The following is a 12,161-nucleotide window of genomic DNA, read 5'->3' as shown; positions in this document are numbered from 1 at the left end:
TACTTATCTTTCAATAGGTAACTGGTGCTCCCTGCATCGTTCCTTGACGTGGCTAAATCCTTTAACCTATCCAATTCATCGCCATCCTAGCGGTGTCCTTGCTAACTCATCATCACTGACAAGTGACTCTATCCTAGAGCGTAACTTCCTTGCTGATAACTCATCCTAAGCCATCAAATCTTCATCCTGAAGATACCTAATCCGTTAGGCTTTTTCCTGTTCCTGCCAACTCCCTGTCGACATGTGTATTAAACACCGTAGAGGCTTTACTCACAATCCACCTCAAGAAATAAATGTACCCACTAATCGAAAGAAAGATGCGTGGATTCATACAAAACAAGGGCTTGGGTTTGTATTTTAGGAATTTTCTGCGAAGCTTGATTGTGATCTCTTACGTTCGGTGTGAGAGATCTCTTACAAGTGCTCGGGCGCGATTTTCATTTATCTCGGCGGGTGTTGTCGATCAGATTAAGAAAGAACACTGAGTAAACACAAAATAATAGGGAAATATGATGGTTACAGCACTTTACGCAGCCTTGCTGACGGTCGTAATGATTTGGTTGGCGATTGAGGTGATTAAGCAAAGGCGCATCAATCTGGTTGCTCATGCCGATGGTGGTGTTGAGTCGTTACAGATAGCACGTTCGGCACAAAGTCACGCAATGGATTACATCCCAATCACGGTAATTTTGATGGGATTGTTAGAGATGAACGGTGCCGGTGTGTGGCTGATTCATGTTATTGGTGTCGCGTTTATTTTGGGCCGTGTGATTCATGCGAAAGGGATCTTAGCGAAGAATTTCAAAGGTCGAAAAGTGGGGATGGTGTTAACGCTTATCTGTATGATCTCTTTGATTGTCCTAAACTTAGCTTACCTACCTTTTGATAAAATGTTCTAGGGAGCATTATGGCGTTGCGCCTTCCTCCTGCTTGGGCGATTGTCCTCGCAGGCTTGATACTCAACATCATGGCGATTGTCATGTCGAGCTTGGTGCTCGATAAAATCGAAGCTGAGAAAGCGGAATACAACGACCGAAAATACGGCAATGTGTACTCAATACAGCTTGCTTGGAATACGATTGAAACCCTAGAGCGCAAGCGTGAGGCGATCCTGATTCACCTTGATAAACCAGAAACGGTGCAGCCTACCTCTGTTCTCGATGAAGCTCTACGTGGACAACTTAAGCGTTGGGTGACTAGCGAAGTGCCAAGTATCTCTTTGGGTAATTTACCGAAACTGATGACACTGATAAACAGTGCCCAAGAAGCCCAACGAACTCGAATCGATGACTATTATCTGGATAACTTGACCTTGGTTGAGTTAATCCAAAGGCTTGATGAGAAAATGGCTTTCTACAAGAACATTGCCTTGTTTCTGCAGGTATTTGGTTTGGCGCTTATCTTAGCGCGCGATCTCGCTAGAAGGCCATAGCTCTTAATCTTACTTTCCCTATTTCCCATCTACTTATACCGCTAGCGAGACTCACTTGGCAGGTTAGGGTGTTGTTGACCTTGGTACTTTGGTAACTGTTCTTTTAGCCCCTTGAACGTGCTCAGTGCACTGCCTATCGATAACTTGTTCATCAACCAATTTGGCAAGATGCCACCTGCGTTTGCATACGCGGTGTAGGTGATGTAGGTATTGCCATTAGTCAGTGGTTGCAGTGTCCAAAGTGCGTCCACATCGTAGATTCGAATGTACCCTGATTCTTTCGCCAAGTAGTTCGATGCGTCCTTTATCGACAAAACAAACTGCCCATCTTCGATGCTGTATTTTGAATAGGTCACCATATCGCGATTTCTAGCAGGCCACGGTGCTTTGAACTGGGTATAGACGATGTTTTCAGTTTCAGATATCTGCATCAACACACGACTTTGCGAGACATTATCGATCCAGTTTGGCACGTTTTCGCTGTCTTCCAGTAACAACAAAAAACCGGAGTAAGTGGTGGGCGTTTGCATTTGTGCTCGTATTTCGACTAAGCCTTCACTGTGTGCTCTTTTATCAATCATGATGCCATCTTCACTTTTGATGAACTGCCACGGGTTGGCATAAGTCAGTGTTGATAGGGTGAAGAGCCCGAGTACCAATATCCTAGGTAATATCATTATTCTTCCATAAAAAGAAAAGCTTATCTGCTAGGAGTATAGAATAAAAATGAGCTTTGTACGTGTGACTAATCGCTTTGTGTTTACCTATTTGGGGAAAGCCAAAATGAAAACGGAAGCGTTTAGTCGCTTCCGTTTTTATTAATGGGCAATGGATAAGATCTGTAGGCTAGAACTTAGAACTTAGAACTTAGAACTTAGAACTTAGAACTTAGAACTTACAGCTTATAGGCTTCTACTGTTTTGATGGTGGTCCAGTTGGTATTGGCGTCTTGGATGAACTCTTGTGTATTCTCTAGCCAGCGTTTTTGAACCGATTTGTCTAAATTCAAATACAACTTCCCATCTTCTAACTTCCAAGCGAGAGGGTCGGTTTCAAATTTCTTACCCATTGCTACTCCAAAGGCACAGTACCCGCCATATTGAGGTGCGTAAGCTTCTGGATTGGCTCGAAATTTATCTCGGTTTTCATTGTTCGCAAAGTTATAGATCGCGTTCTTATAGGTCGCTGTGAACTCAGATGTACCTTTAACTGGCCCTTCGTCGGCAAAATAAGCGACAGGGTCATAGCCTTTGATCGCGATGTCATTGCTATCAACGCTCATGTCGATGTCTGCTGCCATCAGTGAAAAGCTGGTTCCTAGTAACGCGGCCAATAGAGTGATTTTTTGACTGGTCGATTTCATGTGTGACATTTCAAGTTCCTTGTCAGTGTTGGTTATCTTGTTTGAAATAATTTAGCCCACTCGTCCGGTCTATAGAGGGACAAAAGAACTTAAAAGTAAGCGAATCGTTCGGAGGATGCATGGATCTGCTTTCACAACTAATGGAACACTTTTCAATACGTACCGGTGTTTTCTATTCTGGCAATTTGTGCGGAGTGTCGTCATTTAAGCCGCTACAAGGTAAAGAAGGGCATCTTCATGTATTGAGCGCGGGTGAGTTGACCTTGTCTAGCGCGTACACGGAGTCCAAGCAGCTGTCACAGCCCTGCATTGTTTACCTTCCAAATAGCACACCACATGTGATTGAAGGCGTGGGAGACGGCGCAGAGGTTGTGTGTGCGAATGTCGAATATCGTTCAGGGCAAATGAATCCTTTATTGTCGGCTTTGCCTGACGTGATAGTCATTCCGTTTGCGGATGCACCTAACTTAATGCCAGTGATAGAGGTGCTATTTCGAGAGTCGAGCCAAGATTCATCGGGGCAACAATATCTAATGGACAAGTTGAGTGACGCCTTGATGGCTTTGATTTTCCGCCATCTCATTGAACAACAGCAGATCGATCAAGGCGTATTTTCTGCGCTTGCTCATCCGCGGCTTGCTCCGGTCGTTACTGCGATTCATCTAATGCCTGCTCGCCACTTTTCGATAGAGCAAATGGCGTCATTGGCCGCGATGTCTCGCACTCAGTTTATTGAAGCATTCAAACGAGAAGTGGGTGAGACGCCGGGTGACTATGTGCAAAAGTGGCGAGTCTCTGTGGCTCAATCTCTGTTATTGCAAAATAAGCCCATCAATTGGGTCGCTGATGAAGTGGGTTACAATAGTTATTCAGGGTTCTCTCGCGCTTTTCAACATGTTGCTGGCGTATCACCGCGTCTTTGGTTAAAGCAAAATGTGTCGTGATGCGTCGGGCAACCTCACTCGGTTTATGGCTATTCGCATCGTGCTGGTCTAAGTTTTAGCGGAAGTTGTATGTAGTTTGTTCTTTTATCGGAAGAGGGTGTAAAAAGGTGGACTTTATAAGCTCATTGTAACATCCTGCCCGTCCTATTTTATCTAGACACCAATGAGACGAAGTGCCTGCTGAACATTATTCAGCCTCCCGTATCTCATTAAAGTATTAAGGAGTTCAACTTGAACCTATTTGTAAGAGACCTTACCGTTATCGATTCTTCATACATCTGTGAACGCAGAGGGGTCGTAGGAGATAGTTGGATTTTAGATGTCACCATGTCTGGTGAACTTAATGAAATGAGCATGGTGCTGGATTTTAGCAAGGTCAAAAAGCAGATCAAACAGCTCGTTGATGAGCACGTTGATCACCGTTTATTACTGCCAATGCAAAGCGCTGCAATTGTTCTTCAAGCGAGCAAAGCGGGCTACTCTAAAGTTGATGTACTGCGCGGTGACAAGAGCCTTCACTTACATTGCCCTGATGAAGCTTATTGCCTGATTGATGCTGAAGCGATCACCACCGAGAGCGTAACTGCTCATGTTTATGGCATTCTTCGCAATAATCTACCAAGCAACGTTACCGGGTTAGAAATCACCCTTCGCCATGAAAATATTAATGGCGCGTTCTACCACTACACCCATGGCTTGAAAAAGCATGATGGTAATTGCCAACGTATTGCGCATGGTCACCGTTCTCCAGTCGAAATTGTGGTTGATGGCCAGCGTGACGAACAACGCGAGCTGGCGTTTGCTCAGCGCTGGGAAGACATTTACTTAGGCTCTAAAGAAGACCAAGTTTCAGTTTCATCACTTAACCTGAGTGAACAAGCGAACAGTGTTAATGATGAAAGTCACTATGGCTTCCGCTACACAGCGCCACAAGGCGAATTTGAGCTAGCGATTGCTAAGAGCGAAACGGAAATCTTACCAACCGATACCACGGTGGAATTACTGGCAGGCTACATTGCGGATCAAGTAGCCCCAAGTTTGGTAGAAAACCAATCACTACAAATTGTGGCTTATGAAGGGGTAGGTAAAGGCGCGATGGCGTTCCGATAACACCTCACGAGAGAGAGTCTCAGTTCTAATATGATGAAAGAAAGGCAAGATATTCAGTTATCTTGCCTTTCTTTTTTGTTGCTCTTTAAAACTGATTTAACCGACAGTTTTAGGTGAAAATACTAACGAAGCAGTACGCGTCGTAGTGGTGTTTTTTCGATACCAACGACCAAGCCGAAACTCAGCAGTACGGTGCCAAAAAATACCGTAATGTCTTTTGCCAATTCTGTAATGCCGAAGATTCCACAGATATTGAACAGCAAGATAATGATCAGTAAGTGGCAAACGTAGATACCCAGCATGCGATTAGAAATGGCACGAACCCAAGCGTAGTTACCCATGTTGGGATTAGCTAAAAGGCACATGAAAACACCAATCCCCCACAAAGCGGTACCAAACAAGAAATCGTGAATATTAAAGGCGACATCAAATTGGCTTAACCATGCTGCTTCTGAAAAGTGGATGACCATTCCTATTGCGAGTAAGCCCAACGCTTTTGCTGATGATAGCTGCAATTGGTGCTGGCGAATCAGAAAGCCAGCGGTAACGAGCAAAGTGCTAAAGAACGGACCATTACGCGTGAAGAAGGGCGCTTCTAATCCGGTTAGCGTTGCGTAGCTTCCTGCCAAAACACCATAGCCATACAGCGCAATAGCGAGCGGCAATAGAAGCTTATTGAGCTTCATTTCAACCAATAGAGAGATGATCAACACTGCGCATACCAGAGCTGGAATGAACCATAAATGCACCAAACCGCCCTCTAAGAAAGAGTTAAGTGGCGTGTTCATTAAGAAACCCCAATAACCTTCGCGCTCACCTAGATAGCCAAACTCTTCTACCTTCGCGAGGTTGAATGGCATCACTAAGCAAATGATGCTCCATGCTAACCAAACCTTAAGCAGTGGTTTCGAGTAATTAATGACGGTTTCCCATGGGGATGCAATCAGCTTGGGCTGAATAAGATAACCGGAAATTAAGAAGAAAAGAGGGACCGCAAAACGGGCAGTTTGGTTGAGCACATAACCGATCCAAGGCACTTCATCTATTTGCCAATAAGTGAGCGCCATTTGGCCGTGTAAACCAATGATCGCCAAGATAGCTATCACTCGGCCTAATTCGATACTGGCGATGTGTTGCGAAGGCATATGTTGAACGGAAGACATATCAGATCTCTTAGTAAAATTTTTACGAAATCTAGCAGCCTTTATGCCTAACCAGTTAGTCCTAAATCAAGGCTTATGACCTTTGTTTCAAGGCTAGTGTCGGTTTTTTGAAGCCTGTCGCAGCTATATTAAATCCATTGCAGTAAGTACAAAAATACCGAGTGTACAAGTGATAAGAGAAACAACAGTAGTAAGCGCGATGATGTTAGCTGCCAGTGTTGAGTTTCCTCCCATCGCACGAGCCATAACGTAGCTTGCCGCCGCTGTTGGTGCTGCGCTCATTAAGAAGATAAGCCCGAGATCGAGCCCTTCAAATCCTAAATACCCGGCAGCTAGTGTAATCAGTAACGGTGAGGCAATTAACTTGTAGCTAGAGGCGAACCACGTCGACAATTTTTCTTGTTTGAGTGAGCTGATATCCAGCGACCCGCCGGTACACAGCAGAGCCAAAGGCAACGTCATGTTAGCAAAGTATTGACCAGCGTCAGTCACCATTTTGGGGATAGGAATCGAAAGTGCATAGAAGACGACCGCTAAGAAAATAGCGATGATCAATGGGTTCTTGGTAATCGACTTAGCGATTACTTTGATCGCTTTCGCGCCTGTGTCTTCACCTTTTGGTGTCAGTGCAATCACGGCTTGAATGTTGTATAGCACGGTTAGGGATGCGACATAGATAGCCGCCAATGCCACGCCTTGATTGCCATAGATATTAGCCACATAGGCGAGGCCGATAATTGCAGTATTAGCGCGAAACCCACCTTGGACAATCACACCTTGATCTTTCGAACCTTTGAATACCAACTTGGTTGAGAAAATCGTGAACAAGAAAAAGACAAAGTTAGCGATGACGCCAAAAGCAACTAACGCGCTACTGGCTGAAAAGTTGTGATTCGATTGAACAATACTTAGAAATAGCATCGCGGGTAGGGTGACTTGAAACACGACCTTAGATGCGACATCAATGAAATTATCATTGATCAAGCCGATTCGCTTGAGCATCACACCAAGAAACAGCATTAAACAGATAGGGCCTGTTACTGACGCCGAAAACGCAAACTGTTCCCAAAGTGTGTTCATTGTTTTTCCTTTGTTAGTCGATTTCAATTTCCTTTGAATGCTGTCGCATTTTTCCACAGTTATTAGGGCATGTGGACCTTTCGAGCTGATTTTTGCAGCGAATTGCTGGGTATGTCTACAAGGCAGAGGCTTTGATGTGTAGCTAGCCTACATGAAAGGCCGATAACGCAGTAGAAATGACCAGCAAACGCTGCCCGAAGGGTTCGGTTAAAAGCGTTTTACTCTTTGTTGGGGGGGGATTTGCTTAGAATGACTAGGCTACTTCCCCCCTCGCCGCGATTAAAACGCTTTTATCTCGAACAAAATTTTACCGCGAAAGGTCAACACGCCCTAGATAAGACAAAATGAATACCAAGGGTTAAGTAAAAAACTTGAAAAAAAGAACGAACGTGCTAAAAATAACGTATCAGATTTATAATTGGTGAATAATGAGCAAAGGAAAGATAACCAAAGAGTATATTTTGAGCCACGCATTCGCGCTTGCGAGTGAAAATGGGCTTGAGAGTTTGACGATTGGTGAGTTAGCCAAGCAATGCGGCATGTCTAAGAGTGGCTTGTTTGCACACTTCAACTCTAAAGAGAACTTGCAACTCTCTGTACTCGAATATTCCAATGCGATATTCACTGAAAGAGTCATTATTCCCGCAAGAGAGCTGGGAGATGGTGATATTGAAGCGAAATTAAAACAGCTGCTCGACAATTGGTTGGGGTGGAATCATTCATTCCAAGGCAGTTGCATGTTTATTGATGCATGGAAAGATGCAGGCAGCGAAACCTCTGTGATCCAAAAAGCACTGCAGAAAACCATTTCAGTGTGGATTGATTACTTGACCATTCAGGTAACGAAAGCAGTTGAGAGCAAGCAGTTCAGAGCTGATTTAGATCCAAAACAAGCCACCTTCGAGTTGTACGGTCTCTATTTGAGTGCAAACCTGTTCTACTCATTGCGAGGCCAACAAGCGAGCCACACTCATTTTTGGAGTGGTGTAGAGCGCTTAATTGCCAGCTGGAAAGTAGTTTAAGCGTATCTAAGAGCAATTTTGAGAGAAATGGTGGTCAGCGGTAGCACCATTTTTTATATCAACAAATAGCACGGTCGTTCGATTTTTAGGGCCGAGCGCTATCCGCCATAGTTAATGGCGACACAAGGAACGGTCATGAGTGACAAAATTTACTTTAATACATCGAACAAGTTCAGCTTCAAGCGCAGCCTAATAGGTGCAACCACCAATCTGCACTACATTTTAGCGCCGAGTCATGCGAAGAAGACTGCGCGCAAATTACTGCTCACTCCAATGCGAACTGAGCAAAAAAATGGCGATCCTCAAGGGCTTATCAAGAGTGAAATCAAAGGCCGTGATGGGGTTTTAAAAACCTATTCTTTGGGCACGGGTCCAGTTTGGGTTCTGACTCATGGTTGGTCTGGTACGGCGAGTCAGTTTTTCCCTTTAATGGAGCATATCGCTGCGAAAGGCTTTACGGCTCTGGCTTACGACCATCCGGCTCATGGGGGCAGTGATGGTGTACATGGTCATATCCCAGCGTTTGTGAATGGCCTTGAAGCTATTCTCGATTCGGTAGGTGAAGTGGCTGGATTGGTCGGTCACAGCATGGGTACAGCTTCCGCGTTGGAATGCAAGCACATTAAATTAGAAAACAAGCCATTATTGCTGATTGCACCTGTACTTGATTATCTAGAAAACCTTTTCGGTAGCGTGGCGCGTTCTGGTTACTCGATGAAACTGTTTGAGGCCGTAGTTGGAGAAGTCGAAGAGCAGTTTAACTACCCAATTCAATCTGTTGATCCCTATGGCAAGCTAGCACTTCGTGAGTCTCAAACGATCATTGTTCATGATGAACAAGATAAGTTTACTAAGTTTGATGTGTCTCAGCGTGCGGCGAATGAAATGGGTCGCGTGACCTTGATTGCCACTCAAGGCCAAGGCCACGGACGAGTGATGAAGTGCCCACAAGTATTCGAGAGTTTTGATAACTTAATTGGCTAAGTCTAACGATCGCAAGTCAGAAGGCTGCCAGTAAAAAAAATCGTAAGCTCAAAGCTCAGAAAACATATAAAAAAAGACCAACCAGACATTATCTGGTTGGCCTTTGCTTTTAGGTGTTTAGTTGATTCTTAGTTAGTGTTTAACTAAATGCTATTTTTTAGTTAGCACAGTTTGCTGGGCCGATCTCTTTCCACACGCCCCATTGACCTGTTGTTGTTGGATCTTCGCCTGTTGTCCACCATTTCGCTTCCCAAACCTTACCGCCTTGAGTCACTTGGTCACCGCCAGTGTAGATTGCACTTGAATCCCAAGCGTTAGTACACGTACCGCCACCTGTGGTTTTCTTAAGAACTTTCACGGAAGTAGCGGCTACCGATGTATCAGTGCCATCGCTAACGGTTACAGAGAAGTTCAGTACTGTGTCTTGCGTGTATTCCGCTGCGACAAAGCTCACTGAAGAACCTTGAACCGTTGCATCAATACCAGCAGGTACATCCCAAGCGAAGGTCAATGTGTCTTGATCCGCATCGCTAGACGCTGACGCATCAACCACAACAACGTCACCCGCATTGACTTCAGCCGGAGCCGTAACCACTGCTACCGGAGCTGTGTTGACTGGGCCCGTGTCTTTAGGATTTACCGTTACAACAACCGTGTCTGTTGACGTTGCGCCTTCGTCGTCTGTTACGGTTAGGCTGAATGTTAGAGTCTCTTGTTGTGCGACTTCCACAACATCGAAGCTTGCAACAGACGCATTGGCATTCGCCAGTGTCACGGCTAGCCCGCTCACTTGTGACCAAGCGTAGCTAGCGATTGTACCGTCGCTGTCTTTTGAAGCGCTGCCATCTAGAGAAACAGAAGCGGGACCTTCAACTGATTGGTCGGCACCTGCAGCAGCCGTTGGTTTACGGTTGACAGGATCTGTCGTACCGCCCGCAAGACCTTCATGCATCGCATTCAGGATGTCGCCGTTGTCTGCATCAATTTCCCAAGAGAATAGACCCGCAAGGCCAAGGCTACGCACGTACGCGCCTTTTGCTTTAACTGAGCGGTCATCATCAAACGTGATCAGCTGACCAGAAGTACGGTTCCAAACGTATGGCGCTTCTGCCATTTCGTCGTAGCCATATTCGAAGCCGTTGATGCCTTGGTTATTCGCGCCAAGCATGTTCGCCTTAATGCCTTTGTAGTCGATAACGCCATCTTCCCAAACGCCTTGTGCAGAGCTGCCTTTCAGTTTGCCGTTACCAACGCCAGTCATAGGGTCGCTAGGATCGGTGAGTGATGAAGGTAATACGCCTTCCCAACCACGACCGTACATCGCTGTACCTACTACAAGCTTATTCGCTGGAACGCCTTGTTCAAGCAGCAATTGGATGCCATTGTCTGTGGTGTAAGCAGGGCCAGTGTATTGTTCGCCATTTTCATCAAGCCCTGTGCCGTCACATTGACCAAGACGCATGAAGTTACCGCAGTTCAGTGCTGTTTGGTGGCCTAACACGTTGTTCCAACCGCCGTAGAAGTCGTAAGTCATTGCGAATATGTAGTCCATGTACTGGATAGCATCACCGTAGTTCACGTCTTCAATTTTATCGTGACCGACACCAATTGCAGAAGTCAGCTCGTAAGTACGACCGTTTTCAGCTTCTAGCTCATCTAACATCACGCGCAGCTCTGCCATCAGTGCAATGTAAGCAGGGCCATCATTTACAGGGTCACCAAGATCTGGCGCGGCACCGCCTCCACCAGGGAATTCCCAGTCGATATCGACACCGTCATAGAATTTCCATGTGTTAAGGAATTTCTTAACCGAAGCTACGAAGGTGTCTCGGTTGGCTTTGGTGGTGAAATCAAAGAACGGGTCAGACAGCGTCCAACCACCAATTGATGGGATGATCTTCAAATCAGGATTACGCTGCTTGAGCGCCATCATCATTGCGTAGTTACCCTTGATAGGTGAGCTGTATTCGTGACCTGCTTGAGGGAAGCTCTTCTGGAAAGCCGCCCAAGGGTCATGAATCACCACTTCGTAATCGTTAACACCCTGACAAGCTGTCATGAGTGCGTTGTAGCTGTTACCGCCTACTGATTTTACGGATTCGTTCGGACCACAAATTGGGATGAAGCCATAAAGGATATGGGTCAAGTTGTCAGCGGGTAGGTTGTCAACGGTGTAATCACGGCCGTAAATACCCCACTCAACAAAGTAAGTACCTACTACCGTGTTAGGGTCTGTATTGTATGACTTGTTGTTTGGATCTACGTTCATCGCAAGTGGCGCTAAGTGTGAGCCGTCGGTATCAGCGATTGTGATCTGAGCTGGTGCTCTCTTGCTACAACCTGTTTCGTCACATGCTTCAATTTCCATCTCAAATAAGCCACCTTGGCCGTATTCGAATGAAGCCGTGGTTTGGCTACCAGTGATTGGGCCTGTTGCCACTTTAACGCCATCAAAGTAGATGTTGTACGTGTTTCCTGACGTGCCGCTCCATTGGTTAAATTTAACGTCGACCTTTGCTTTGTCGTGATATTTCACCATCTGGTTGTAGCCAGAAGTGGTTTCCATCGCGAGTTCAATTTTAGAAAATTGCAGGTTGTTGGAACCATACATGTCGATGCTAGGTGCGGTTGGAGCAGCTAATGCTGTACCAGATAGCGCTAGAGCGATGCTCGCAGCACAGGTATTTATACGAATCATACTATTTCTCTCATTCCTTGAAGGTTACGAGAACCAAATGGCCCCATAAACGGCTCCAATCAGTTTTGAAGGAGCTTCCCAGTCAGTATTCGAGAGAGTTTTAATTTCATAACTGAAAATAAATTCGTTTTCGATGGACAACTAAAAAATTGTATCTTGTTACAATTTTGTTGCTTAATGAATGAGAGACTGAGTCCATGTTTTATAAAATAAAACCCTCTTCAGTAGGAAAATCTCATAAGTGAAAATTCACGACACGAAGTTATAAAAAGATGCGACAAACTATAAGAAAATATTGTGAATTGAAGCGGTGTCACAAAGTGAGGTCTGTTGGGCGAGAAGATCAGAACGACGACTAAATCTGA

11 protein-coding genes are annotated in these 12,161 nt (G+C 45.3%); 6 read left to right on the top strand and 5 right to left on the bottom strand.

Annotated features, from left to right (window positions below):
- Positions 1-512 precede the first annotated feature (512 nt).
- Together BCT34_RS01330 and BCT34_RS01325 are read left to right on the top strand one after the other, a co-directional pair.
- Positions 513-899, top strand: a complete 387-nt coding sequence (locus tag BCT34_RS01330) for an MAPEG family protein (RefSeq protein WP_076654066.1) — start codon at positions 513-515, stop codon at positions 897-899.
- A gap of 8 nt (positions 900-907) precedes the next feature.
- Positions 908-1,432: a DNA mismatch repair protein gene (locus BCT34_RS01325; RefSeq protein ID WP_076654065.1), complete on the top strand. Its 525-nt coding sequence runs from the start codon at positions 908-910 to the stop codon at positions 1,430-1,432.
- A gap of 41 nt (positions 1,433-1,473) precedes the next feature.
- On the opposite strand, the gene BCT34_RS01320 is transcribed toward BCT34_RS01325, so the two are convergent.
- Both BCT34_RS01320 and BCT34_RS01315 read right to left on the bottom strand, forming a co-directional pair.
- Complete coding sequence (locus tag BCT34_RS01320) at positions 1,474-2,109, bottom strand: START domain-containing protein (protein WP_076654063.1); 636 nt, start codon at positions 2,107-2,109, stop codon at positions 1,474-1,476.
- A 218-nt stretch (positions 2,110-2,327) separates the two neighbouring features.
- Positions 2,328-2,804, bottom strand: coding sequence for a YHS domain-containing (seleno)protein (locus tag BCT34_RS01315; RefSeq protein ID WP_076654061.1), 477 nt, complete (start codon positions 2,802-2,804; stop codon positions 2,328-2,330).
- A 110-nt stretch (positions 2,805-2,914) separates the two neighbouring features.
- Between BCT34_RS01315 and BCT34_RS01310 the strand changes: the two genes are divergently transcribed.
- The gene (locus BCT34_RS01310) at positions 2,915-3,739 is read left to right on the top strand and encodes an AraC family transcriptional regulator (RefSeq protein WP_076654059.1); all 825 of its coding nucleotides are present in this window, start codon (positions 2,915-2,917) and stop codon (positions 3,737-3,739) included.
- A 231-nt stretch (positions 3,740-3,970) separates the two neighbouring features.
- Positions 3,971-4,849: a 6-carboxytetrahydropterin synthase gene (locus BCT34_RS01305; RefSeq protein ID WP_076654058.1), complete on the top strand. Its 879-nt coding sequence runs from the start codon at positions 3,971-3,973 to the stop codon at positions 4,847-4,849.
- Positions 4,850-4,971: 122 nt separating this feature from the next.
- Here BCT34_RS01305 and BCT34_RS01300 read toward each other — a convergent pair whose 3' ends face one another.
- Both BCT34_RS01300 and BCT34_RS01295 read right to left on the bottom strand, forming a co-directional pair.
- A complete protein-coding gene (locus tag BCT34_RS01300; RefSeq protein WP_076654056.1) occupies positions 4,972-6,012 on the bottom strand; it encodes an acyltransferase family protein in 1,041 nt (346 codons plus the stop codon).
- Between the two features lie 123 nt (positions 6,013-6,135).
- Positions 6,136-7,092, bottom strand: a complete 957-nt coding sequence (locus BCT34_RS01295; protein ID WP_048610304.1) for an AEC family transporter — start codon at positions 7,090-7,092, stop codon at positions 6,136-6,138.
- A gap of 428 nt (positions 7,093-7,520) precedes the next feature.
- Here BCT34_RS01295 and BCT34_RS01285 point away from each other — a divergent pair, with 428 nt between their 5' ends.
- Together BCT34_RS01285 and BCT34_RS01280 are read left to right on the top strand one after the other, a co-directional pair.
- A complete protein-coding gene (locus BCT34_RS01285) occupies positions 7,521-8,114 on the top strand; it encodes a TetR/AcrR family transcriptional regulator (protein WP_050620178.1) in 594 nt (197 codons plus the stop codon).
- A gap of 135 nt (positions 8,115-8,249) precedes the next feature.
- Entirely contained in the window at positions 8,250-9,098 is an 849-nt protein-coding gene (locus BCT34_RS01280; protein WP_076654054.1) for an alpha/beta hydrolase, read from the top strand.
- Between the two features lie 157 nt (positions 9,099-9,255).
- Here BCT34_RS01280 and BCT34_RS01275 read toward each other — a convergent pair whose 3' ends face one another.
- Complete coding sequence (locus BCT34_RS01275; RefSeq protein ID WP_076654052.1) at positions 9,256-11,796, bottom strand: glycosyl hydrolase family 18 protein; 2,541 nt, start codon at positions 11,794-11,796, stop codon at positions 9,256-9,258.
- Between the last annotated feature and the right edge of the window lie 365 nt (positions 11,797-12,161).

The sequence above is a fragment of the Vibrio sp. 10N.261.45.E2 genome, assembly GCF_002875705.1.
In the GTDB taxonomy this organism is placed as follows: Bacteria; Pseudomonadota; Gammaproteobacteria; order Enterobacterales; family Vibrionaceae; genus Vibrio.
The sequence above is the reverse complement of the archived record's forward strand: the minus strand, read 5'-3'. Positions and strand labels throughout refer to the sequence as shown.

What these genes read in the sequence shown, in the direction of transcription:
- BCT34_RS01295 (WP_048610304.1), bottom strand. Translation starts at nt 7,092, where the DNA reads ATGAACACACTTTGGGAACAGTTTGCGTTTTCGGCGTCAGTAACAGGC.
- BCT34_RS01300 (WP_076654056.1), bottom strand. Translation starts at nt 6,012, where the DNA reads ATGTCTTCCGTTCAACATATGCCTTCGCAACACATCGCCAGTATCGAA.
- BCT34_RS01285 (WP_050620178.1), top strand. Translation starts at nt 7,521, where the DNA reads ATGAGCAAAGGAAAGATAACCAAAGAGTATATTTTGAGCCACGCATTC.
- BCT34_RS01310 (WP_076654059.1), top strand. Translation starts at nt 2,915, where the DNA reads ATGGATCTGCTTTCACAACTAATGGAACACTTTTCAATACGTACCGGT.
- BCT34_RS01330 (WP_076654066.1), top strand. Translation starts at nt 513, where the DNA reads ATGGTTACAGCACTTTACGCAGCCTTGCTGACGGTCGTAATGATTTGG.
- BCT34_RS01320 (WP_076654063.1), bottom strand. Translation starts at nt 2,109, where the DNA reads ATGATATTACCTAGGATATTGGTACTCGGGCTCTTCACCCTATCAACA.
- BCT34_RS01325 (WP_076654065.1), top strand. Translation starts at nt 908, where the DNA reads ATGGCGTTGCGCCTTCCTCCTGCTTGGGCGATTGTCCTCGCAGGCTTG.
- BCT34_RS01280 (WP_076654054.1), top strand. Translation starts at nt 8,250, where the DNA reads ATGAGTGACAAAATTTACTTTAATACATCGAACAAGTTCAGCTTCAAG.
- BCT34_RS01275 (WP_076654052.1), bottom strand. Translation starts at nt 11,796, where the DNA reads ATGATTCGTATAAATACCTGTGCTGCGAGCATCGCTCTAGCGCTATCT.
- BCT34_RS01315 (WP_076654061.1), bottom strand. Translation starts at nt 2,804, where the DNA reads ATGTCACACATGAAATCGACCAGTCAAAAAATCACTCTATTGGCCGCG.